This window comes from Aeoliella sp. (assembly GCF_965227375.1).
Taxonomy (GTDB): Bacteria; Planctomycetota; Planctomycetia; order Pirellulales; family Lacipirellulaceae; genus Aeoliella.
Genome location: NZ_CBDDFX010000002.1, coordinates 3,659,774 through 3,683,307, shown reverse-complemented (window position 1 = coordinate 3,683,307; position 23,534 = coordinate 3,659,774). Strand labels below are relative to the sequence as shown.

Here is a 23,534-nt window from a genome sequence, read left to right as displayed (position 1 = left end):
TAGTCAGCTAACTAATCATGTTGATTCCTTGTTCGAAGACGGCCTAAGCACCAGGAGACAAGTACAACTCAGTTTTCAGTTCAATGAGACATGCGGTTTCGTCGGAATAGTGAAGAGAGCAGGTAGGAAGGCCACTTCGGCACGAATGGCACATTTCGTGGCGTGGGTCGCCTTCCACAGGTAATCGCTTTGACTCATCGTTTTTTCGTTACACCAAGGGAGACTACAAGACTAATGATTCGACACATCACATTTCTGGGAGTTGCGGGCGCTGTACTCGCAATGGCCAACCTCAGCCATGCCACTATCCTCGGCTTCGGCCAGATTGGTGGAAGCAACACAACTATTCCAAAAGACTTTGGCTCCAACGCAGCCGCTGATGCCAATGGTCTGGTCGTCAGCAATGGTGCCACGCCGAACATCGCTTTGACTTGGGACATCGACGGCCAGGACAACAACGGCGACGCTAACAGCAACGGCTGGGACATCCACACCTCAGATCACTTCGCCGAGATCGAGAATCAGACCGTCGGCGGAGGTGATTGGGACAACGAAGGTCCCGATGAGCGCATTGCCCAGCTCGACTTTGACTACCACTCAATCGGATTTGCCGCCGATCCCGGCTACGCCTTGGTGCTGAACTCGTTCGATTTCGGTAACACCGAGGAAACCGTGGATTCCAGCACTTGGGACCTGTCGCTTACCGACTCGTCGGACGCGGTGGTATGGAGCCAGCAAGTTACACTCACCAACCCCGATAGCGACGTGATGACGATCACGCCGAACTTCACGGGCGAGTTGGGTGAGAGTTACACGCTGATCCTCGCTGGAGTTGGCGACCCACTCAACGGCCGGCACGCGATCGACAACCTGAGCTTCAATCAGGCCGTACCCGAGCCGAGCACGTTGAGCCTTGTGGCCATCGGAGCGCTCATGGGCCTCGGCGTCTGCCGTCGCCGGTAACCATAGTCAGGGGGTACGAGGCGGGTCGTTGGGGAAGGTGCTAGCCGACCCCGACGACCTGCTCTCTTTTGCTTTCGTGCGGTAATTACGTGTTGCGGTTGTCCGACGGCCGGTGCTACGGCCCATCGAGTACTTTGAGTAGAACGCTTTGTTTTTTTGGGAAGCGTTTTGCTCGAACGCGCTTTGGGCGGTGGCTAGTATAGGTACAGGAGCATTGGCAGCACGGGGTTGGCTTAAATTGCAAACTCTTGATAGCTTTGATTTACCGATGATGTCCTGATCTACGTGCGCAAGTCTGGATGCTTGTCTGGACTAGCGAGCGTAGCTTAATCGCGATTCGATAGTGACTAGGCACGAGGAACGCGGCGATTCGGGACCGTGATATCTTGTAGAGTACTGGGCGACTATCGATGAGGAAGCAACTCGGCTTTGAGGCTTTAGAGCCTCGCGAACTTCTTGCGGCGGACTTGACTATCACCGAGTTCATGGCCTCCAACGGGGGCGTTTTAGAGGACGGCAACGGGGCAGCCTCCGATTGGATCGAGATCTACAACAACGGCGACCAATCCGCCGACTTGTTGGGCTACCACCTGACCGACGATCCTGCAGACCTCAATAAGTGGAGCTTCTCTACTACCCTAGTGCTGGACCCGGGTGATTTTCTGGTTGTCTTCGCTAGTGGAAACGACGAGCCAGACTCGGCCGGGCATGAGCACACCAACTTCTCGCTTGCGGCTGGCGGTGAGTACCTTGCTTTGGTCGATCCAAGTGGAGTCGTGCTTTCGGAGTTTGGCCCCGCGGGAACCGACTATCCGGCCCAGACCTCCAACGTATCGTACGGCGTGGCCTTCAACTCCGGTTCCGAGGCCCTCGTTACGCCGGAAAGTGACGTTCGGTATTTGGTGCCCACGAATAGCTCGGTCGACGCCACCTGGACCCAACCGAGTTTCAACGACGCCACTTGGCAGTCGGGCGTCGCCAGTTTGGGTTATGAGAGCTCTGGGACCGATTTCGCAGCCGCCGGGCTGCTAGATACGCTGATTCCTGCCGGTACGGTTACTGCCTACGTACGCATCCCGTTTACCGTCGCCAGCGATTCGACACTGCTGCAGTCGCTCCAGATGAAGTACGACGATGGCTTTATTGCGTACATCAACGGCACGCAAGTCGCCAGCGCAAATGCTCCCGAAAACCCGAACTACCTTTCTGTCGCCACGACCGACCATCCCGACGGACTGGCCGTCGAGTACGTCGACTTTGATCTTTCGGCGCACTCGGACTTGCTGAATGTCGGAGAGAATATCCTCGCTATCCATATGCTCAACAAGGGCAGCGATAGCTCGGACATGCTGGCCTCGATTCAACTGCTCACTACAGCGGGCGCGATTCGCGAGCCGATCGTCGTTGGACAACTACTGGAACCCACACCTGGCCTGCCAAATACCAATCTGCGGGCATCGGACGTGGAGTTCTCTCACGCGGGCGGATCGTTCACCAGTTCGTTCCAACTCACTCTTAGCACGCCTGACATTACGGAAGTCATACGCTATACGACCGACGGAACAGTGCCGACCGCATCGTCGCCGCTCTACACCGCTCCGCTAACGATCAACGCCACAACGCAGCTCCGCGCGCGAGCGTTCGGCGCAGAAGGTCAGCTCGGAAGCGTCCATACCGAGAGCTACACGCTCACGGACTCTTCGACAAGTGCATTCACGTCGGATCTGCCTATTGTTGTGCTGGAGAACTTCGGCAGTGGCACCCCTGGCACGGGCGACTTTGAGGATGCGGTACTTTCGCTGTACGAAGTGGATGAGTTGACCGGCCGGGCATCGCTCTCGACGGAGGCCGACCTCAGTACGCTCATCGGCCAGCACCGACGAGGCAGAAGTACCGCCAACAACCCTAAGACGAACCTCCGCATCGAGATTCGCGACGAGAACGGAGAGGACAAGAACGTCGAACTGCTGGGCATGCCTTCGGAATCCGACTGGATTCTGTACGCGCCTTACAATTTCGATCGGGCGATGATACGCAACGCGACGTTCTTCGAACTTAGTCGTCAACTAGGTAAGTGGGCGCCGCGGATTCGCTTCGTCGAGGTGTACGCCAACTTCGACAACGGCGTACTGAACGAAAACGATTACATGGGCGTCTACGTGCTGATGGAGAACATCAAGCGCGATGGCAACCGCGTGGATATCGATGAACTCACTCCTACGCAGAATAGCGAACCAGATATCTCCGGCGGCTATATCATCGCCCTCGACGCAGCGGACGGCGAGACCCCTCGAGGCGGCGCATGGGAAACGGACCGCAACGTCCCCACGCTGCTGGATTCGGCGCTCGTGCACGAAGAGCCCGAGTACAACGAGCTGACTGAGGATCAGGTCAATTACATTCGTGGCTACATTCAGGACTTTGAAGATGCTCTGTATGGGCCCAATTCGACCGATCCAGTGCTGGGCTATCAGGCCTACCTCGACGTCGATACCACGATCGACCACCACATCCTCCGCATCTTGTCCAAGGAGCCCGACTCGCTACGGTTGAGTACGTTCCTTACCAAGGACCGAGATGGCAAGCTGGCTTTCGGCCCCGTGTGGGACTTTGATCGCTCTTCGGGAGCCGACGGCGACTCGCGCTCAGCCAATCCACAGGGGTGGTACTTGCCGGACGTCGACTTCTTCGAGTCGGACTGGTGGGGCCCGCTGTTCGACGATCCGAACTTTGCCCAGCGTTGGGTGGATCGCTGGCAGGAGCTTCGCAGTGGTGTACTCAGCGACGAGAACCTTCGCGACACGGTGAACGGGTTGGCCTCACAGATTGCCGAGGCACAGGTTCGCAACTTCCAGGAGTGGCCTGAAGTGGCGCCCAACGGCGGCGAGTACGCTGATGAAGGGCTCACTGGATGGGCGGGCGAAGTGAGCCACTTGGCCAATTGGCTGGTCGAACGTGTGAATTGGATCGACGACCAGCTAATCAGTAGCCCGGTATTCTCTCCAACGCCCGGTAACGTATCCGTAGGCGAGCTGGTGACGCTGACAGCCGCCCCGGGAACCACCATCTACTACACACTTGATGGAAGTGACCCGCGCACCGATGGAGGCGGAATCTCCCCCTCCGCAATCGAATACACGGGGCCGTTCAGTGTAACCAGCACCACCCAGATCAACGCCCGATCATTTGGCACAGTTGGTGGGAGCACGACCTCTAACAGCAGCTATCCGAACGGTCCTGGCTTCTTTGAAACGCCTTCCAATGCGCTCGATTCGAATCAGTTCACCAAGTACCTGAACTTCGGCGGCCCCAATTCAGGCATCATCATCACCCCCGATTTTGGACAGTCAGTTGTACAGAGCTTCAAGCTGACGACCGCCAACGATGCGGAGGGCCGTGATCCCACATCCTGGGAGCTGTACGGCACCAACGATCCGATCCAGAGCACCGACAATAGCTCAGGCTTGGCGGAGAACTGGACGCTTATTGACTCCGGAAGCCTCTCGTTGCCCAGCACTCGATATACCGACGGCCAGGTGGTGATGGTCGACAACTCCACGGTGTATACCTCCTACAAACTGATGTTCCCATCTCTCAAGGATAACGGCGGCCCGATGCAAGTCGCCGATATCCGGTTCTACGAATCTGCGAATGGCTCTGGGCAGCAGATCCTCAGTTCCTCCGATGTGGCGCTCGCTGTGCACGTAATGGCAGGTGCCGTGGTGGACGGCCAGACCCCATGGAGTTCGCTCGTTTCGGGCCTGTTCTCCATCGAACTGCCGGCGGATTCTTCGAGCCTGCGGATTAGCGAACTTCACTACCATCCGGCAGACCCAACAGCCGGCGAAGCGCAGCTCATTCCGGGAGTGGATACCGACAACTTCGAGTTCATCGAACTAGTGAACACGAGTAGTAACACGATCAGCCTGAACGGCGTGCAACTCAGTGGTGGAATCGATTTCGACTTTACTCTGGGAGATGTTACATCCTTGCTACCAGGGCAATCGCTGGTGGTGGTGGAGAATATCGATGCCTTTTTGGTTCGTTATGGAACAGGCGTCACCATTGCTGGCGAGTACTCGGGCAAGCTGTCCAACGGTGGCGAGCAGATCGTACTCTCCGATGGCTCGAGCCAGATCATCCATGACTTCACCTACGACGATGTCGCACCATGGGCGGAGGGAGCCGATGGCAGTGGGCCCTCGCTCGAGGTGATTGACCTGTTCGGCGATTACTCCTCTGCCAGTAACTGGCGTGCAAGTTTCGCTATCGGCGGTACGCCCGGCGTCCAGACCACGTTGCGCGGCGACTACAATGGGAACGGAACGGTCGATCAGGCGGACTATGCACTCTGGAAGTCGACATTCGGTTCCACCACTTTGCTGTCGGCAGACGGAAACCGGGACGGCCGCGTGAGCCTCGCCGACTACACAATCTGGCGGAACAACTTGGGCGCCACCCTAACTCCGCCAGCAGCGTTCTCGGCCTTGGCATCGAACGATGAGTCTGTCCGCAACGACCCGCCGGACGCAACGACCTCCAGCACTACCGACGAAGAACACGTTGCTGCAGCGTTCGCCGCTTGGAGCACCACTCAATCCGATCAAGAACCAACCGCGCCACAAACAGTTAGTTCCTCAGTTCCGGCCAGTGCTGCGGCCGTGGCTTGGAGTGACGAATTGCTGCTGCTCGATACGGCCATCGCGGAGTTGGAAGGTGGGACATCACCACCAAGTGCCATGGGTGAAGACGAATCTTCAGCAGACCGCGACTCGGATGGGCTAGACGCCCTCGAAGTGCATCTGTCAGCCTTGTCGTAACATCGCTTTTCTCCCGACTTCAAGACGACCATTTCGTCTTTCTGGGGGCTCAGCCGCACTCCCCCCTCCAGTGAAGTAGGGGGATGGGCACTGCTCCCGGCCGGGGAGCCGCTAGGGATGCCTAGCAGAATTGCCAGATTTTTCCAATTTTCCTGGCGACACTCTGCGGGCTAACGATATTGCGGGTAGGCGGAGCGCTGGACTCAGGTGGTCGAGCGCCCCTGCATCGTTGCAGGCCTTTTCATCCAGTACTCGTACGCAGTGCCGTACACGCTAACAGTACATTTCCCCCCTGAGAGAGCTCTAGTGAGGCATCAAATGAGGATGACATCTCTGGGCGCATTTTCTTTGAGAATGTGCCTGCTAACCGCCCTCGCGGTTGGCGTAATCTCCCATCCGGCTCAAGCAGCCGGCATTTGGGTAGGCGGGTCCGACAGCGATTGGAACAACGGCGACAATTGGGACACCGCACCCGCCCTGCCGACCGGCGATCTGACGATCAACGATACCGCCGGGCCAGGCGTATTTCCGGTGATCAGTTCCAATTCTTTGATCACGCCTGAAGACATCTATATCGGCAATGCAGCCACTGGACGAGTCGACCACACGGCCGGCCTGCTGAGCCAGACCACGCTGACCGGCGACATGGCCGACTGGGTGGTTGTCGGCCGCGACTCCGGTACCGGCACTTACAATCTGGCCGATACCGCTGGCGCAGGCGGCGCGTTCACCGGCTTTGCCCAGGGTAGTGGCAGTCTCGACGCCGGCAAGCTCTGGATCGGCGGTGCCCCCGTCGGCGGCGACGTCATTGGCACCGGAACGGGAACCGTGAACATGCACACCACGGGAACCGTGAATCTCACAGGGCAGGGGCCCTTTATGGACGACTGGCAGGCCGCGTTCCAGGTCGGACGCTCCACCACCAGCATGGGTACCCTCAACATCGACAGCGGCACCCTCAATAACCTCGACAGCGAATCCTGGATTGGCAAGTCGGGCACAGGCATTCTCAAGATCTCCAGCGGCACCTTGAATTCTGGCCGCTGGACCGTGTTCGGCCGCAACGACACCGCCCACGGCGAGTTGCACATGACCGGTGGCGAACTCCACGCTAACACGGTGAACGATGGCCACCTGATCTTCGCCGACGGTGGCGACACCACCGCTTATGCCAACATCTCTGGCAACAGCGTGGTGACCACCACCGGTGAGTTGTGGGTCGGACAGTTCGGCGATGCTACCTTCGAACAGTCCGGTGGCAGTGTCAGTTCGGAGAACTGGGCAGCCATTGCCCGCAGCGGCGGAAGCACTGCCATCTACACCATCTCCGGCGGACAACTGAATGGTGCCACTCGAACAGGCAACTTCGTGATTGCCGACAACCCCGACACGACCGGTACGCTTAACGTCTCTGGTGACGCCAGTGTGACCTCGGGCGGCGAATTCTTTGTCGGCGACGCCGGCACGGCGACCGTCAACCAATCTGGTGGTACCGTCTCGAGCAATCGCTGGTTCGCCATTGGTCGTGCTGGCCCGAACCTGGGCAAGTACAACCTCGACGGCGGCACCGTGAACGCGGTGCAGAACAGCGACGGAAACACCGTGGTCGGAGCGTTTGGCGGCAGCCAAGGCGAGTTGAACATCACCGCTGGCGATTTCAACACCAACAACGACTTCTGGCTGGCTGAGAACGGGACCGCGGTCGCCAATATCAGCGGTGGCGAACTCGACATCGAGGGATCGCTGCTCATCGCTCACGGTGGCGATGGAAACGGCACGCTCAACGTCTTGGGCAGCACGGCCGTGATCGACGTGGCTGGCAACTTCTTCTCCAACGAAGTCGGGCCAGGGGCAGTGCACTTCCAAGCCGACGCCAGTGGCATCAGCACCATTCTGGTGGGCAACGAAGTGAACATGGTCAACGGCAACGACATGCTGACCGTCGATCTCTCAGCCTACGCCGGCTCTGACGATCTGCTATTGATCGACGGACTGAGCAGCATGGGCGAGTTCTCCAACTTGGCCCAGGGAGCCCCCGTTCCCACCGGCAGCCTGACGGAATACACCATCGACTACAGTGTCGCTGGAGACGTGTGGCTGCGGGCCAACGTGATCCCCGAACCTGCCAGCTACCTGCTGCTCGGCGGAATGGGACTCGCGGTTGTGGCAATGCGTCGTCGGCTAGGTTAACGCAACCGAGACCGATAACTCGGTTTTATCATATCCGGCAGCAGCGAGTTGTTTCGCTGCTGCCGGTTTTTTTGCGCGCGAGAACTAACGCGGTGTGAAGTCCTCGTCGGCGGCGATGCCCAGGGCGAACTCGGCCAACAGGTCGGCACACGCGTCGAGGTCGTCCAGCGAGACCATTTCCACGGCGCTGTGCATGTAACGGTTCGGGATGCTCACCAAACCGGTGGCAACGCCACCGCGGGCGAGTTGCATGGCATTGGCGTCAGTGCCGGTGCCGCGGCCAATGGCGCCCCACTGCAGTTCGATCTTCGCCTTGTCGCCTGCGGCACGGAGGTGATCGACGACCACCGGATTCATGTTGGCTCCGCGGTAGACCACTGGTCCGCCGCCGAGTTTCACCTCGCCTTCCTGAAACTTTTCGATGGTCGGGCAATCGGTCGCGTGGGTTACGTCCACAGCAATGCCGACATGAGGATCGACACCGTAGGCGCTGGTCGTCGCGCCACGCAAGCCGATTTCCTCCTGCACCGTCGCGGCGACGTGCACACCGACATTCAGCCCGCCACGCTCCTTGGCGCGACGCCCCGCTTCGACGCAGACCCACAGGCCGGTCTTGTCGTCCATGCCAGGTGAGTTTGCGAGGTTGTTGCGCATCTCCTGGTAGCCGAGTTCCAGCGTAACCGGGTCGCCAATCGCCACGACCTCCTTCGCTTCGGCCTGGTCCTTTGCGCCGATGTCGAGCCACAGGTCTTTGGCCTTCACCACCTGTTTACGTTCTTCTTCATTGAGCAAGTGAATCGGCTTGCGAGCGATCACCGCTGGCACTGGGCCGTTGGCCGTATAGATCGTCATCCGCTGACCGATCAATTGCTGCGGATCCCAGCCGCCGATGGTGTTGGTGTAGATGAAGCCGTTCTCGTCGATAAAGGTCACCAACAAGCCGATCTGGTCGGCGTGGCCAGCGAACATCACCCGCAGTTCCGCACTCGGATTGCAACTGGCAATCACATTGCCGTGCAGGTCGGTGCGTACTTCGTCGGCAAATTTGCCGACGTACTCACGCACGATATCTTGCACGGGAACTTCGAATCCCGAGGGACTGGGGGTTTCGAGAATGTTAACCAAAAACTCTTTGGCAGCCTGATCCATGGGTAGCCTCGGGGGGAAGATTGCGATTCCGGAAAACGGTTGATTATCGCCAGTGGCAGGGAGATTACAACGGTTGGCCTACGCCTGACCAATTGGCTGGATGTCCATTTCTTCTACGTCCGGCCACTCTCCGAGTTCGATCAAATTGCCGTCGGGATCATGGATAAACAGTTGCCGGTAGCCATAGTCGGGAAGCCGTCGCTGGATAACCGGAACATCCTGCTCGGCCAGCAACTCGAGCGTGCGATCGATGTCCTCCACCCGAAACGCCAGATGGCTGCGGCGCGTATTGTCGCGGGTGGGGATGGGCTCGAAACGCTCGTCGTGAATCAAATGCAGCATCATCCCCAGGCCCTCGCTGTACAACCAGCTACCCGCGAAGCTGAAACCGGGGCGAGGCACTTCGTAGAAGCCCAGCACCTGGGTGTAGAACACAATGCTAGCAGCGACATCCGAGGCGTTCACCGCGGCGTGATTGAAGCGGGCGACGGGAATCGATTCGGGCATGGGGAAAATGGTCGTAATAGGTTAGGCATTCGCACTTCGGGGGACATTTCGTTCGATTGTAACGATTTTATCAACCGCCTGGCGAGCGTCGGCCGATAGAAACCACGAAGAACCCCTAAGCGGGCGCAGGTGCGTACGCGCGGGGATCGGACTACGAATCAACAGTAGGGAAAGGGGCCTCGCATGTCCGGCCGCCATCTATCGTTTGCAGTATTGCTGTGTTCTGCCGCTCTCATGTCCACCGGGTGCGCAGTTTTGTGTGGTGGCGGACCTTGTGTTGGCTGCGGCAACACTTGCTGTGCCGACTCGTGCGGTTCGTGCTGCGGCAGTCGATGTGGCAGCACCTACGCCTTCCAGAAGTACCAGGGCTGCGGCGACTGTGGTTGCAAGGAATTCTCGTTGCATCCCTGCGTCGGCCCCGACTGTTGTGGCTGTGGCTGCGAACCAAGCTGCGGTTGTGAGCCCGGTTGTGGTTGTGAACCCGCTTGCGGTTGCGAGCCGGCTTGTGGTTGCGAGCCTGCTTGTGGTTGCGAACCAGCCTGCGGCTGTGCGGATGGCTGCTGTGGCGGTGGCTGTTGTAACACCGCAGCGTGCGAACATTGCGGTGAAGGCTTGGTTCGCGCTTTGGGAAGAATCCGCCGCGCCATTTGTGGCCCAGGTTGCACCGGATGTGACGGCGAACTGTATTGGAGCGAGTGGCACAACGATCCGCCACGCTGCTGCGATCCGTGTGATCGCTGTGGCCAGTGGAACGGTCCTCCGGGATACAACTGCCCCAGCGGCGCCTGCCAACACTGCAACCCTGCTGGCGCGTACGCCGCGGGATCCAAGTCGCGGGCGCCTGCACCGGTAGCCAAACGGCCGGTGACCGAAGGGCCTCTGCTTCGCTAAACAGCGGCATCCTAACGCGAACGACCAGAGGGGGGAATCGTGGTTCGCATCGCAGCGATAGTCTTGCTACTGTGCGCGATCGTGCAGAACACCGGGTGTGCACGGCTGGCGGGATACACTTACGAGCGTGGCCCCTGCGTGATCGACCCGCGGGGCGTGCCGGTGGAGCCCTGCGTGTATTGCGAACCAGTGGACCCCACCTGCTGCGACTCGAACGCGTGTGACCAGTGTCGCTGGGGACGAGAGACGTTCTTCGACTCGATGTACGCGCTGTTCTGCGAGTGCAACCTCTGTCCCAACAGCCATTGTTGCGACAACAATTGTCCTTAGCTAAGGATTCAGACCTGGAACAACCGCTTGGCGTTGGCCGTGGTGGCGGTGGCCAGTTCTTCCACGGGCAATTTGCGTACCTCCGCCAGGCAAGCGCAGGTGTGTACGACGTGTGCGGGTTCGTTGCGACGAACCTTGCGCATCGGTTCCGGTGAGAGATACGGCGCGTCGGTCTCGATTAACAGTCGATCCAATGGCACCGCGGCCGACACCACTCTTAACTCGTCCGACTTCTTGAAAGTCACCATGCCAGCGAAGCTGATGTGCATGCCCAACTCCACGCACTCGGCAGCCATTTCCTCCGAGCCAGTGAAGGAGTGCATTACGCCTTGCAGCGGCGCGCGCGCGGCTGCTTCGCGAAGCATCTTCAGGATGTCCTCCTCGCACTCTCGCATGTGAACGATGAACGGCAAGTTGGTTTCTTGCGAGAATCGAATGTGCCGATCGAAGTAATCCTGCTGCACGTCGAACGGGGCGAAGTCCCAGTAGCGATCGAGCCCTGTTTCGCCCAGTGCCACGACGCCCGGTTCGCTCGTCAGCTGTACGATCGTGTCCCAATCGCCGACTGCGGCCTCATGCACGTAGTTGGGTTGAATGCCGACCGCCGCATGCAGGCCGTCGTACTGCTGGGCGAGCTTCACGCACGCTGCGCTGGAGTCGGCAGTCACTCCCATGGCGATAATGTCGGCCACCCCGGCTGCTTGAGCCCGCGCAATTACCTGGTCTCGATCGGCGTCGAATTCTTCCTGGTCGAGATGGGCGTGGGTATCGAAGTACAAGATGCAGTCGGAGGCTGATGGAGAGATGGCCAGCGAGTTACGAGTTCGCGCAACACTCCTCGAGCGATTGCAAGTGCCCGCGAGCCATGCCGGTGGCTTCGTCGACTAGCGAGCGAATCGTTTGGTGGCAGGCAAGCGACTCGGACAACAGTTCAAGAGCCGCTAGGTCGCGCTTCTGATAGTCGATAGCCCGATCGAGCAGGTAGTCGAGCGCTAAATCGTGTAGGCCGGTAAACTCCATCGGAAACTCAGCACTCGGTGGTACATGCCCACTCCGCTCAAGTTGCCCGATGATCTTCTCAACCAGCAAATCCTGGTCGGCGACAATTTCGTCGAGTGTCGTGAGCACCTCTTGGTCATCGCCATGGCGGTACGGCCGCGCATGTCGCAGGTACTGCGGGAACGACCGCTGTGTGAGGGCGAGCAGCTCGTGCAGGGCAGCAATGGCGTCGACTTGCGGCATAGCGGGGGCGAAGTTCACGGCAACAGGGTTTCGGCGGCCGATTGGGCCAGGTTCGTAAGGCCGCTCGGAAACAGAAAGATGAGCAGCAGGGGCAGCGTGACCAGCACGGCGTAGGCCGTTGGCCAAGCGGTAAGTTGCAGCGGGCCTCGCGTGACAGGTTCGGGCATCAAGCACATCACCCGTACCACACGCCAGTAGTAAACCAAAGAGATCACCGTGTTGAGGCCGGCGATCACCAATAGAGCAATTGTCATCGGAGTTCCAGCCTCGGCGAGCACCGCGAATGCGGCAAACTTGCCCAGGAATCCGGCCAACGGAGGAATGCCCAGCAGGCTGGCGAGCGTCAACACCATCAAGATGGTGAGCAACGGGGCTTCGCGGACCAATCCGGCGTAATCGTGAATCTCTTCGCTACCCATCGCTTGCTTGAGAAACGCGACAATGGCGAACGCGCTAAGGTTCATGAACAAGTAGACGCCGATGTAGATCAGCAGGCTCGCCACGGCCTGATCGGCGGCGCTGGCGGATTGCCCTGTGAGTAGCGCCATCGCAGCCACCGGCATCATCATGTAGCCCGCGTGCGCAATGGTGGAATAGGCCAGCATGCGTTTGATGTTCGACTGACCATAGGCAGCCAGGTTGCCGAACGTGCAAGTCACTGCGGCCACCACGGCGATGAGCGTCGCCAAATACGTGCGCACTGGGGTCAGGGGTGCTTCGGACCCGGCGGCAGCCACCGATTGCGTCGACACCGCGACGACCGGAGGTGATTCCACTATGGCCAACACATCGGGCCCCGCTTCGGCGACCGGCGAGCACATGGCCATGGTCACCCGCACCAACAGCGCCAGGGCAGCCGCCTTCGAAGCGACCGACAGGAACGCGGCCACTTCGGCGGTGCCTCCCTCAAACGCATCGGGGCACCAGAAGTGGAACGGCACGGCCGACAGCTTGAATGCCAGACCGACGCCGATCATCAAACCAGCCAGCACCAGGGCGGCGAGCACACCCAGATCTTGTCCTTCAGCGATCAGGCCGGGTAGATCAGCCATTGCGAGTTGATGGCCAATCGTCGGCAGATGGGCAGTTCCCGCAATACCAGCGAGCAAGCTGATTCCGTACAACATCACGCCCGCTGCGCCCGCTCCGTAGATCGCGTACTTGAGAGCGGCTTCGCCCGTGCGCCGACTATTTCGCACCGCCCCCACCAGTACGTAGGACGGCACGCTGGCCATCTCGATGCCCAGGAACACGGTCATCAGATGATTGGCCGCGGCCATGATGCACATGCCGAGCGTGGCTCCCAGCAGCAGCACGTACAGATCCTGCCCGTCATAACGCCGCGCCAAACCGGTGAGTTTACAAAGGACGATGAGCAACAGTACAAACAGCAGCAGCACCATGCGGAGAAACATGGTCAGGCCATCGTAGATCAGCATACCGGTGAAGAGTTCGGTGGGCTGCATCGTTGAGAGAGATCCAAATCCCTCGGCGGGTGCACATGTTCCCAGGGCGAAGATCGTTCCCACCACGGCGATGTAGAACGGATCGACCCAGTCCAGCCGACTGAACAACTTCACGAACAGCAGCAGTACGATGGTCGTACACAACACCAACTCCGGCCAGTAGAGCGGCAAGCTCACCGTGAGGGTGTCGGTAACCAGGTTTTCTACGAGATGCTGCACGTGGCGAGGTCGAGAATCAGAGTTTGGTGATGTTCGTGGCGCCGCTGCCGGCTTCAGCGACCTTTGGATCTACCGGCTCCGTTTCCGGTTCAAACTTCTGGGTCATCGGCGCCAAACGGTCGGCGGTCAAGCTTACCGAAGGTTCCATGTAGTCGAGGATGGCGCGCGGGTAGACTCCGAACAGGATGGCCAAGGCCAGTAGCGGAGTGGCGATCCATAGTTCGCGTCGCGTGATCGGGGTCAATGCTTCGCCGTGTGGTCCGTTGTAGGTGGTGCCCAGGTAGACCCGTTGTAACGTCCACAATATGTAAGCGGCCGTGAGGATCACCACCGCGGCGGCGATCACTGCCAGTACGATGCTGTACTTCCAGGTGGACAGCACGACAAAGAATTCGCCGATGAAACCACACAAGCCAGGCAGGCCCAGGCCGGCGAAGAAGATGCCGACCGCCAGGCCGCTATAAACCGGCATCCGCGCGAAGATGCCGCCGAACTGGTCGAGCTGGCGATGATGCACGCGCTCGTAGAGCACGCCGACCATAAAGAACATACCGGCCGAACTGATGCCGTGGGCGATCATCTGGTACATCGCGCCGTTCATGCCCATCTTCCAGTAGTCGGCGTTGTAGATGGGACTCGCGACGCTCCAGACACCTAAGCCCAGCACCACGTAACCCATGTGACTCACCGAGCTGTACGCCACCAAGCGTTTGAAATCGCTCTGCGCCAGCGCGGCGAACGCCCCGTACACCATACTCACCACGCCCAGTGTGCAAACGAGCCATGCCAGGTCGTAACCGGCCTCGGGGCAGATGGGATAGCAGATGCGGATGATGCCATAACCGCCCATTTTCAACAGCACGCCCGCCAGGATCATCGAGATCGGCGTGGGAGCCTCCACGTGAGCGTCGGGCAACCACGTATGCAGCGGTACGCTTGGCACCTTGATGATGAAGCCGATGAACAGCAGCAGGAACGCCCAATGTTCATAGGTCCAACCCCACAGCTTGGTCTTGAATTGGTCGGTCGACTGTCCAAGCTGCTGTAGCGCCAGGATGTTAAACGTGTGTTGCGGGCTGTCGGCGGCCAGAATCTGTTCGATGCGGGCTTCGGGGATCTTCAACTCCGCCAGCTTGTCGGCGCCCAGGGGACGCAGGTCGCTGGAGAAATAGAGCATCAGGATGGCGACCAGCATCAGCACGCTGCCAAACAGCGTAAACAGGAAGAACTTGATCGCAGCGTACTCGCGGCGCGGCCCGCCCCAGATGCCGATCAGGAAGTACATCGGCAGCAACATCACTTCCCAAAACACGTAGAACAGGAAGAAGTCGAGGGCGAGGAACACGCCGATCATGCCGGTCTCGAGTAGCAGCAGCAGTACGCAGTACGCTTTCACATGCTTGTCGATTGGCCAGCTTGCTCCCATGCCGAGCATGGTGATGAACGTGGTCAATACGATCAGCGGGAGGCTGATGCCATCGATGCCCATCAGATAGTCGACATGAAACGACGGGATCCAGTCGACCGAGAATAGGTGCTGCATCTCGGCTTGGCCGGCGTCGAACTCGATTCCGGGCCAGCCGACCAGCATGCCCATCGACAGCAGGAAGGTCACGATGGTCACGACCAGTGTGGCCTTTTTGATCGCTTCGGGGTTGTCCCGGGGCGCAAAGCAAGCAATCGCCACGGCCGCCACGGCGGGCAGGAACGTGAGCAGACTGAGAAAAACAACGGGGTTATCGAGGTTCATATCGAGTTGAGTTTTCTTTGTGGCGGACTAACCCGCTAATGCGTACTTCCAACACAGGCTCGCCGCGGCGAACAAGCCGAGCAGGCCAACCACAATAAACACGACGTACTGACGGAGGTTACCGGTTTGCAAACGATGGAGCGAGTTGCCGAACTCCCAAGTCCACCGTGCAAAACCGTTGATCGATCCATCCACCGCTTTGCGATCCACCACCAGATCGAGGGCACGGGCGACGAACGCCACACCGCGCGCCAGCGAGTTGACAATCGGGTCGATCACGTAGCGATCGATGCCAGCGAAAAACTTGCTCTTCCACAACGCCGGGCGGACCCACATCCAGTCGTACAGTTGGTCGAACCACCAGGCGTTGGCAAAAAGCCGGTGGATCGGCGAGAACGACTGCTGGATTTCCTCCGCTCGGAGCCACCGCCACACGTAGATGATGGCTGCCAGCAGCAGACCTCCCATGGCCATGGCGAACGCCGACCAGCCGGCGGGCATCGCGATTGTTGGCTCGTGGCTCAAGTGTTCGTCGGGCAGAGTGAGTTCTGGCAGCCACGTGCCAGTGGTCGTTTCCAAGGTGCCGGCGGGTCGGGCTTGCTCCAGCAAGCTGGTGACCGAGAGCTCCGAACCTGGAACGTGCCAACCGACGCCCACTGCGAACACCGAGAGCAGCACCAACACGCCGACCATCGATCGCGGCGATTCGTGGGCGTGATCGTAGCGCTCGGTGTTGGCTGGCATGCCGGTGAAGGTCATGAACCATAACCGGAACATGTAGCAAGCGGTCAGAAAGGCGCCGCCGAGAGGCAGCCACATCAGTAGCTGATAAACGGGCGACTCGTTCACTCGGGCGAAGCTCCACGCTTGCTCGATTATCGCGTCCTTCGAGAAATAGCCCGAAAGTCCGATTCCCAAAGCGGGCAGTCCTGCGCCGATGATCGCCAGGCAGCCGATCAGCATCGTGTAGGCGGTCCAAGGCATCTTGTGCCGTAGCCCGCCCATCTGCCGCATATCGTTGGTGTGCACTGCGTGAATTACCGAGCCGGAGCAGAGGAATAGCAGGCTCTTGAAGAACGCGTGCGTGATCAGGTGGAACAGCCCAGCCGCCCAACCGCCGAGACCGAGCGACAGCATCATGTAACCAAGTTGGCTGATCGTGGAGTAAGCGAGTACCCGCTTCATGTCGTACGCAGTGAGCGCAATCGTGGCCGCCAGCGCCAAAGTAATCGCACCGATGACCGCTACGACCAACAGCGCCTCGGGAACGAAAACCGGATAGCACCTACCGACCAGATAGACACCGGCGGCGACCATCGTTGCCGAGTGCACCAAGGCCGACACTGGGGTGGGGCCCTCCATGGCGTCGGGCAACCAAGTGTGCAGCGGGAATTGGGCACTCTTGCCGACGCAACCGCAGAACAGTCCCACTCCGGCCACGAACAGCAGCAAGTAATTGGTGTCGGCCGACTCGCTCCCCATGGCTTCCGCGTCGAGGTGGTAGTGGTGCTCGGCGCTTCGCAGTTGCGAAAACATGCCGGGCGTTTCGGAGTCGCCGAAGTCCAGCGTGCCGAGACACGACCACAGGGCCATCAAGCCAATCAGCATGCCGAAGTCGCCGACGCGGTTAACGATGAACGCCTTGTTGGCCGCGTAACTGGCGCTGGGGCGCTCGAAGTAGAAGCCGATTAGGAAGTACGAGCAGATGCCCACAAGCTCCCAGAACATGAACACCATCGCCAGGTTGCCAGCCAGCACCAGGCCCAACATGCTGAACGAGAACAGCGACAGGTATTGGTAAAACCGGTGGTACCTGCCTGGGCGGTGGTAGTAGTTGCCGTCGGGCGTGGCCACCTCGCGGTCGACCATGTCGTCCAACTCTTCGTGCATGTACCCCATGGAGTACACATGCACGCAGGTGCTGATCAATGTGACCAGCGCGAACATCGAGATGGTCAACGCGTCGATGTAGTAGCCGATCGATAGCCGCAGCTCACCAAACTTAGCCAATGTATAGTATACACCGGAGTAACTGGTGGGCGCGGCGGAGTGGTGGTGGTCGGACGCCGTATGGTGGGCGCCGGCCACTTCGTGAGCAGCATCGGGCGCGGACGTATGACTCAGCCAAATGATCAGCGCGACGAAAGCCAGCAAGCAGCTAGTGCCCATCGCCAGTGTGGCGAGCCAACCGGCGAAGCGCTGCGCGCCGTAACTGGCGCGGCTTCCGGCCATTTGCGGCAGCGAGTACCCGATCCACACAACCGCGAACGCCGCCAGTGGCAACAGCCAGGCGATGGCGAGCAGTGTCGGTAGTGTGGTGGCGGGATTCATGAGGTTCGCAGCGCGGTGCTATCCTTTGAGCTGGTTGGCGCGGTCGACGTCGATGGAGCCGAAGTTGTTGTAGAAGTTCAGGGCAATGGCCAGGGCCACGGCAGCCTCGGCCGCCGCCAGCACGATGACAAACATGGCCATCAACTGACCGTCGAGCATCAACTGGCCACCCAGCAGCGTGGTGCTTTCGCCACGCAAGTAGGGACTGCCGAGCGCCACGAGGTTGACGTTCGCGCCGTTGAGCACCAACTCAATGCCCATCAGCACGCCCAGTGCGTTTCGCTTAGTCGCCATGCAAACGACACCACACACGAACAACACCGCCCCGACCACCATGTAGTGGGCGACGCCGATTGGTTCGGTGAGCAGGTTGGCGAGGATGAGCATTGGTTAAACGCTTTCTGTGTGGTGGCGGCGTGCGCGGGCCAGGTAAGCCGCTCCGATGAGCACCACCAACAGATGGACGGAAACAATAATGAACGGAAACAGATAGCCCGACATGCCGCGACGGAGCGCTGGGTTGGGCTGCTCGAGCTGGTCGACGCGATAGCCTTCCAGGGCCATGCCGATGGGCGTGGCGGTGAGGACGGGCGTGTTCTCGGCGACGCTCGGTTGATTGGTCGTTTCCCACATGGGAACGTTCATCGCAGTGAACACCAACACAAACAGTAGCGCCCCGCCGAGCATCAGCGCCGTCAGTAGCTCGCCGCTAGAAGTTCGCATCGAGACGAATTGCGACTGGGCGGTCAGCATCACCCCGAACACCAATAGCACGAGCGTGCCGCCGACGTAGATCATCAGTTGCATCGCGCCAACAAAGTCCGCGCCAGCCAGGAAGAACAGTCCCGCGGTGGCCGCTAGCGACAGCACCAGGTAGAACGCCATGCGTACGATGTTGCTACTCAGCACCACCGCCACCGCGAACACGCCAGCGAAAGCGCTGCACAGCAGGAACAGGAAGTTCGCCCAGATCATGGCCGGTCCCCCTGCGCGATGGCGCCTTGCTCGATGGCTTGCACGTTGAGCGAATTGTCGGGGAGTTGCTCGGTCAGCCGGCGATTCACCGCGGGCGATTGCAGCAGGCCGAGGAACACCCGGTCGGGCATCGCTGTGTGCCAGATCGCCGCGCCGACGAACATCACCGCGGCCAGCGGAGTGCAGTATTTCAGGCACGTGGTCATCACCTGGTCGATCCGTAGCCGTGGCAGCGTCCACCGCACCCAGATCATCACCGTGACCAGCAGGAAGCCCTTGGCAATCACATTGATCATGCCCAGCAGGTTGCCGATGTAGCCCGGCACATCGCCATTCTCCCAGGTAAGACCCAGCAGACTGGCGATGGGAATCGGACCGTTCCAACCACCGAGGAACAGGATCGCCGCCAGCATGCTCACGGCCAGCATCGAGCCGTACTCGGCCATGAAGAAGAAACTCCACCGCAGTCCCGAGTACTCGGTGTGGAAGCCGGCCACCAGTTCGCTCTCGGCCTCGGCCAAGTCGAATGGAGCGCGGTTCACGCTGGCGGTGCCGCAGGTGAAGTACACCCAGAACACCAGGAACGTGAACGGGTCGTTGAATAAGTACCAATTGGTGAACCAACCTTGCTGTTTATCTCCGATGAAAACCAAATCCATCGAGCCGGCCAGCATCACCGGCACCACCACGCACAGACCCATCGGCACTTCGTAGCTTACGACCTGGGCCGCTTCGCGCATCGCGCCGAACAGCGACCACTTGGAGGCCGACGCGTACCCTGCCAGGATGACGCCGAACACTTCGAGGCCCATCACCGCGAGCACGAAGAACACCGCGATGTTCATATGCTGGGCGACGAAGGGGAAATCGCGACCCGCGAACGGCAACGCGATGAAGGCCGCCAGCGAAGCGCAAAAGCTCACGTAGGGCGCGATGCGGAACAGCATCTTATCGGCGTCGCCCGGCACCAGGTCTTCCTTGGTGAGCAGCTTCATCCCGTCGGCCAAGGTCTGCAGCCAACCGAATTTACCGCCCACACGGGTAGGGCCAAGTCGATCCTGAATGCGGCCCGAGACTTTACGCTCCAGCCAAATGAAGATGAGAGCCGCATTGGCTACCAAGCCAAGCAGGAGGCTGACGTAGATCAGAGCGGCGACGACATATCCCACCGATGAGCCGGCTGGGATTGAACCTCCCACCCAGCTGAATAACCAGTCGAGACCTTTGTTGAGCAGCTCAGCCACGTTGCTTTCCGTGCACCGAAGAGGTTACCTCTGGAGCCTTATGTTTGCAGTGAATATCGCACACGTCCCGACAAGTGTCGAGGGATTGCCGCGCGCCGCAGGGCCACTGGTTAATGTGGACCTTAACGGTCGATTTCGCCCATCACCAAGTCGAGCGAACCAACGATCGCTGGCACGTCCGCGATCAAACAGCCTTGGCACAAGTCGGGCACGACCGACAGGTTGGCGAAGCAACTGCTTCGCGCGCGTGCTCGCCACGGGATGGCCGAACCATCGCTTACCATGCCAAAGCCCATCTGACCGCGTGGGCACTCAGTTTCCAAATACGTTTCGCCCGCTGGTAGTTTCTGTGTGAGCTTGATCGGCTGGCCGAAGTCGCCTTCGGCAGTGCGGTACTTTTCGATTCCTTGCCGCACGAGGCTCACCGCCTGCAACACTTCGAGCATGCGGACGTAGAAGCGGTGCCAACAGTCGCCGAGCACGGCCTCGGTGGGAATGTCCGGGGCGGCGTAGACCGACGGGTAGTGACCGCCGGCTTGGCAAACGACCTCCCAGTCGTATCCTTCGTACATCGATGTGTAGATCGGCTCTCCGTCGCGGCGGAGGTCCCAGTTGATGCCGCTGCCTCGCAGCACGGGACCGCTGCAACCAAAGTCGATGGCCATCTCGCCGGACATCACTCCGATGTTGGCGGTCCGTTTAATGAAGATCGCGTTGGTGGTGAGCAGCGTGTGGTACTCGGCAATGACCGGTACGAACTGATCGAGAAACGCCAGGCACTTGTCGATCCAGCCGGGTGGGAAGTCGGCCGTGGCGCCGCCCACGGTCAGGTAGCTGTAGGTGAGCCGAGCCCCGCAGACTTCTTCGAACAAGTCGAGGATCTTCTCCCGTTCGCGAAATGCGTACAGGAACGGACTGAACGTGCCTAGATCGAGACCGTAGGCGCCCATGCCGACTAGGTGGCTGGCGATTCGGCCCATCTCCGCGATGATCACTCGCAGGTGACGTCCCTTCTCGGGGACCTCCAAGTCCATGAGCTTTTCGACCGTGAGGGCCCAGCCGAGATTCATGTTCATCCCGGCCAGGTAGTCCATGCGGTCGGTGTACGGAATGTACTGCCGGGGCGTGAGGTTCTCGCCGATCTTTTCCGCACAGCGATGCAGGTAGCCGATGTGCGGCATCACTTCGCTGACCACCTCGCCATCGGTCCGCAGCACGAGCCGCAGCACGCCATGGGTGCTGGGATGCTGTGGTCCCATATTGACCAGCATCTCATCGGTGCGAACGTCGAGTTCGATGACGTTAGTGGCGGCGGAAGGCATGGGATAACAACTCGGGTTTCTTCAACAGGACTATTCTTCGGGACCGCTTTAACGTCCTCGAATGCCGTGATACTCCAGCGGCATCTCGTAGTCTTTCCGCAGCGGATGCCCCTGCCAGTCTTCGGGGCATAAGATGCGACGGAGGTCTGCGTGGCCGGTGAACTCGACGCCCACCAGGTCGTACACTTCGCGCTCGTGCCAATCGGCGGTGCTCCACACACTGCTCACACTTGGCACTTGCGGCAACAGCTCGGCCGCTTCGTCGCTCCACCGCGGCAGCATGAGCTTGACAACTAATCGATGGCGATGCGCGATGCTCGTTAGGTGATACACCAGTTCGAGGTGCGGCTCCCACTTCGCCTTGGCGGCCTTTTTGGGGTCGGTATGAAAGTAGTCGATGCCCGTGATGCAGTTCAGGTAGTCGAACGACAACTCGGGGTCGCTCTTGAGGTACTTGGCTACTTCGAGCCAGCGGGACGGGGTTACTTCGACCCAGGGATCGAGTGTCTCGGTCTCGCTGTGGACGACATCCTCGCGGAACGCATCACGAAGTCGTTGGTCAATGCTGTCGAAGTTCATGGTGGAAGGATCGTTAGGCGGAGCGGCGGACAGCGGTTGCCTCGTCGGCGGAAACCGGAGAAGCGGAAGATTTCTTGGGCGAGACAGCGCGCACCCAGTCGAGGTCGCCTCGCTTCCAGACATAGGCGAAGCCGACCAGCAGCACGGCAAAGAACACTCCGATGTCGGCTAGTGACGTCCAGGCGATTTTCCTCGCTATGCCCTGCGTGGCGACTTTCGTTCGCTCGCGAGGGTCGTTGGAGATCCCCAGTTCCGCGGCCCTTTCGTCGGACAGGTTGGGGTTCTCAAGTCGATCGACGCCAAGTTCGCGAAACTTGTGGCGAGCGAACGCCGATAGCTGTTCGGGCGGAGCGTCGAAGTCGGCTTCGTCGGCCGCCACGATCACGGCGCTGGGCGCAGTCAACTCGGTGGCCTTGCCGAACACGGTTGCCCACGGAAAGAAGAACGCCACTTCGACGTCAAAGATGATGAACAACAGCGCGACGACGTAGAACCTCAGATCGAACTGCACAAAGCTCGAACCGATGGTCGGCTCGCCACACTCATAGATCTCCAACTTCTCCGGGTTTGGCTTTCGCGGACGCACCAAGTAACCCACCAGCAGGTTGACCAGCAGGAACCCACCTCCCACCAAGACGAACAAGGCAAGGTAGGCAACGATGGTGGTTGGGCTGGACATCGATACGTTCAAGTGCGCGATGGAAAACTACGCGGGTTGGTTGGGTCCGCCGTGGACAGGTTGAGTGACTTGTTTCGACTGGTGAACGGCCGTTGGGTTGAGCGTGGCGCGACCCCACGCCACATCGAGCGGCAAACGCGAAAAGTCGACCAGGCAGCCGTCGCGTGTGTAGCAACTCAGGTCATGCGTGGCGCCCATGAAGATGCAATCCACAGGGCAAGGCTCGACGCAAAGCGCGCAGAACATGCACTTGCTGTAGTCGATGGTGAATCCGGTGACCTTAAATCCTTTGCCACCCTCGACACGATCTTTGCCGATGTAGATGCAATCGACCGGACAAGCTTTCGCGCATTGATCGCAAGCGATGCACGTGGTGAGGTCGAAACGGTGGAAGCCGCGATAGCGGGCGGCCACCGGAACTGGCAATTCCGGGTATTCGAACAGCTCGGTGAAGGCCTTCCGCTCGGGGCGATAAGTGCGGAGCCAGACACTGGCCGTGACCCACATTCCGTGAGCGACGGTCGAGACGGCTTCGACGATGTTGCCTAACCAGGGCCAGAACTGTTTAACGCGTGCGACCATGTGCTGCCCGTGCTGCTTCCTTGTTGGGGCGATTATAGCGCAGCGCGCCGCGTTCCCAATAGCCCCGCCGCTAGCAGTCGGCCAACGACGAGGTGGCCATAGGTGCAACATTCGATTCGGCGGGACCGAAGGGCGGAATGTCGGGTAACTCCTGGAAAAGTGTTAAGAAAGGCAATCTGCAATGCGGTTTTCCGCGTCTTTTGGCCGCGGCAAGTGGCCAGAATCGGTGAAATCGCCAAAACCTCCATGCAAAATACAAGCCAAACTGTAACTGCTCGCTTGACTCCTATGGAAT

At 59.8% G+C, this 23,534-nt stretch carries 18 protein-coding genes; 4 read left to right on the top strand and 14 right to left on the bottom strand.

Annotation, left to right across the window (positions count from 1 at the left end; genetic code table 11):
* Window positions 1-234 precede the first annotated feature (234 nt).
* The 3 genes from ACQK2L_RS27535 (at window position 235) to ACQK2L_RS27525 (ending at window position 7,973) form a co-directional block, all read left to right on the top strand.
* Complete coding sequence (locus ACQK2L_RS27535; RefSeq protein ID WP_425400260.1) at window positions 235-963, top strand: PEP-CTERM sorting domain-containing protein; 729 nt, start codon at window positions 235-237, stop codon at window positions 961-963.
* A gap of 410 nt (window positions 964-1,373) precedes the next feature.
* Entirely contained in the window at window positions 1,374-5,783 is a 4,410-nt protein-coding gene (locus tag ACQK2L_RS27530; protein ID WP_425400259.1) for a CotH kinase family protein, read from the top strand.
* A gap of 318 nt (window positions 5,784-6,101) precedes the next feature.
* Window positions 6,102-7,973 (top strand): PEP-CTERM sorting domain-containing protein, encoded by a 1,872-nt coding sequence (locus ACQK2L_RS27525; RefSeq protein WP_425400258.1) that lies wholly within the window; start codon window positions 6,102-6,104, stop codon window positions 7,971-7,973.
* Window positions 7,974-8,057: 84 nt separating this feature from the next.
* Here ACQK2L_RS27525 and ACQK2L_RS27520 read toward each other — a convergent pair whose 3' ends face one another.
* Window positions 8,058-9,122, bottom strand: a complete 1,065-nt coding sequence (locus ACQK2L_RS27520) for a M42 family metallopeptidase (RefSeq protein ID WP_425400257.1) — start codon at window positions 9,120-9,122, stop codon at window positions 8,058-8,060.
* Between the two features lie 78 nt (window positions 9,123-9,200).
* Window positions 9,201-9,629: a VOC family protein gene (locus ACQK2L_RS27515; RefSeq protein WP_425400256.1), complete on the bottom strand. Its 429-nt coding sequence runs from the start codon at window positions 9,627-9,629 to the stop codon at window positions 9,201-9,203.
* Window positions 9,630-10,559: 930 nt separating this feature from the next.
* Between ACQK2L_RS27515 and ACQK2L_RS27510 the strand changes: the two genes are divergently transcribed.
* On the top strand, window positions 10,560-10,850 hold the full coding sequence (locus ACQK2L_RS27510; protein ID WP_425400255.1) for a hypothetical protein: 291 nt from the start codon (window positions 10,560-10,562) through the stop codon (window positions 10,848-10,850).
* An 8-nt stretch (window positions 10,851-10,858) separates the two neighbouring features.
* Here the strand turns inward: ACQK2L_RS27510 and ACQK2L_RS27505 are convergent, their stop codons facing one another.
* The 12 genes from ACQK2L_RS27505 to ACQK2L_RS27450 all read right to left on the bottom strand — a co-directional run bounded on the left by ACQK2L_RS27505 (window position 10,859) and on the right by ACQK2L_RS27450 (window position 23,239).
* Window positions 10,859-11,629, bottom strand: coding sequence for a TatD family hydrolase (locus tag ACQK2L_RS27505; RefSeq protein WP_425400254.1), 771 nt, complete (start codon window positions 11,627-11,629; stop codon window positions 10,859-10,861).
* Between the two features lie 37 nt (window positions 11,630-11,666).
* Complete coding sequence (locus ACQK2L_RS27500; RefSeq protein ID WP_425400253.1) at window positions 11,667-12,110, bottom strand: hypothetical protein; 444 nt, start codon at window positions 12,108-12,110, stop codon at window positions 11,667-11,669.
* A complete protein-coding gene (locus ACQK2L_RS27495; protein ID WP_425400252.1) occupies window positions 12,107-13,777 on the bottom strand; it encodes an NADH-quinone oxidoreductase subunit N in 1,671 nt (556 codons plus the stop codon). Before ACQK2L_RS27495 ends, ACQK2L_RS27500 begins: the two co-directional genes overlap by 4 nt.
* 16 nt (window positions 13,778-13,793) lie before the next feature.
* Window positions 13,794-15,527, bottom strand: a complete 1,734-nt coding sequence (locus ACQK2L_RS27490) for a complex I subunit 4 family protein (RefSeq protein ID WP_425400251.1) — start codon at window positions 15,525-15,527, stop codon at window positions 13,794-13,796.
* Window positions 15,528-15,554: 27 nt separating this feature from the next.
* A complete protein-coding gene (nuoL, locus tag ACQK2L_RS27485; protein ID WP_425400250.1) occupies window positions 15,555-17,858 on the bottom strand; it encodes an NADH-quinone oxidoreductase subunit L in 2,304 nt (767 codons plus the stop codon).
* An 18-nt stretch (window positions 17,859-17,876) separates the two neighbouring features.
* Entirely contained in the window at window positions 17,877-18,245 is a 369-nt protein-coding gene (gene nuoK, locus ACQK2L_RS27480) for an NADH-quinone oxidoreductase subunit NuoK (protein ID WP_425400249.1), read from the bottom strand.
* A gap of 3 nt (window positions 18,246-18,248) precedes the next feature.
* A complete protein-coding gene (locus tag ACQK2L_RS27475; RefSeq protein ID WP_425400248.1) occupies window positions 18,249-18,833 on the bottom strand; it encodes an NADH-quinone oxidoreductase subunit J family protein in 585 nt (194 codons plus the stop codon).
* Window positions 18,830-20,077, bottom strand: a complete 1,248-nt coding sequence (gene nuoH, locus ACQK2L_RS27470; protein ID WP_425400247.1) for an NADH-quinone oxidoreductase subunit NuoH — start codon at window positions 20,075-20,077, stop codon at window positions 18,830-18,832. The genes ACQK2L_RS27475 and nuoH overlap by 4 nt, the downstream gene beginning before the upstream one ends.
* A gap of 122 nt (window positions 20,078-20,199) precedes the next feature.
* A complete protein-coding gene (locus ACQK2L_RS27465; RefSeq protein ID WP_425400246.1) occupies window positions 20,200-21,399 on the bottom strand; it encodes an NADH-quinone oxidoreductase subunit D in 1,200 nt (399 codons plus the stop codon).
* Between the two features lie 48 nt (window positions 21,400-21,447).
* Window positions 21,448-21,978 carry an NADH-quinone oxidoreductase subunit C gene (locus tag ACQK2L_RS27460; RefSeq protein WP_425400245.1) on the bottom strand — a complete coding sequence of 177 codons (531 nt, stop codon included), beginning with the start codon at window positions 21,976-21,978 and terminating at the stop codon, window positions 21,448-21,450.
* Window positions 21,979-21,991: 13 nt separating this feature from the next.
* On the bottom strand, window positions 21,992-22,657 hold the full coding sequence (locus ACQK2L_RS27455; RefSeq protein WP_425400244.1) for an NADH-quinone oxidoreductase subunit A: 666 nt from the start codon (window positions 22,655-22,657) through the stop codon (window positions 21,992-21,994).
* A gap of 27 nt (window positions 22,658-22,684) precedes the next feature.
* Window positions 22,685-23,239 carry a 4Fe-4S binding protein gene (locus tag ACQK2L_RS27450; RefSeq protein ID WP_425400243.1) on the bottom strand — a complete coding sequence of 185 codons (555 nt, stop codon included), beginning with the start codon at window positions 23,237-23,239 and terminating at the stop codon, window positions 22,685-22,687.
* Window positions 23,240-23,534 lie beyond the last annotated feature (295 nt).

Coding starts and splice junctions, on each gene's coding strand:
- nuoL (WP_425400250.1), bottom strand. CDS start 17,858: ATGAATCCCGCCACCACACTACCGACACTGCTCGCCATCGCCTGGCTG.
- ACQK2L_RS27525 (WP_425400258.1), top strand. CDS start 6,102: ATGAGGATGACATCTCTGGGCGCATTTTCTTTGAGAATGTGCCTGCTA.
- ACQK2L_RS27530 (WP_425400259.1), top strand. CDS start 1,374: ATGAGGAAGCAACTCGGCTTTGAGGCTTTAGAGCCTCGCGAACTTCTT.
- ACQK2L_RS27460 (WP_425400245.1), bottom strand. CDS start 21,978: ATGAACTTCGACAGCATTGACCAACGACTTCGTGATGCGTTCCGCGAG.
- ACQK2L_RS27475 (WP_425400248.1), bottom strand. CDS start 18,833: ATGATCTGGGCGAACTTCCTGTTCCTGCTGTGCAGCGCTTTCGCTGGC.
- ACQK2L_RS27450 (WP_425400243.1), bottom strand. CDS start 23,239: ATGGTCGCACGCGTTAAACAGTTCTGGCCCTGGTTAGGCAACATCGTC.
- ACQK2L_RS27465 (WP_425400246.1), bottom strand. CDS start 21,399: ATGCCTTCCGCCGCCACTAACGTCATCGAACTCGACGTTCGCACCGAT.
- ACQK2L_RS27520 (WP_425400257.1), bottom strand. CDS start 9,122: ATGGATCAGGCTGCCAAAGAGTTTTTGGTTAACATTCTCGAAACCCCC.
- ACQK2L_RS27455 (WP_425400244.1), bottom strand. CDS start 22,657: ATGTCCAGCCCAACCACCATCGTTGCCTACCTTGCCTTGTTCGTCTTG.
- nuoK (WP_425400249.1), bottom strand. CDS start 18,245: ATGCTCATCCTCGCCAACCTGCTCACCGAACCAATCGGCGTCGCCCAC.
- ACQK2L_RS27490 (WP_425400251.1), bottom strand. CDS start 15,527: ATGAACCTCGATAACCCCGTTGTTTTTCTCAGTCTGCTCACGTTCCTG.
- ACQK2L_RS27515 (WP_425400256.1), bottom strand. CDS start 9,629: ATGCCCGAATCGATTCCCGTCGCCCGCTTCAATCACGCCGCGGTGAAC.
- ACQK2L_RS27535 (WP_425400260.1), top strand. CDS start 235: ATGATTCGACACATCACATTTCTGGGAGTTGCGGGCGCTGTACTCGCA.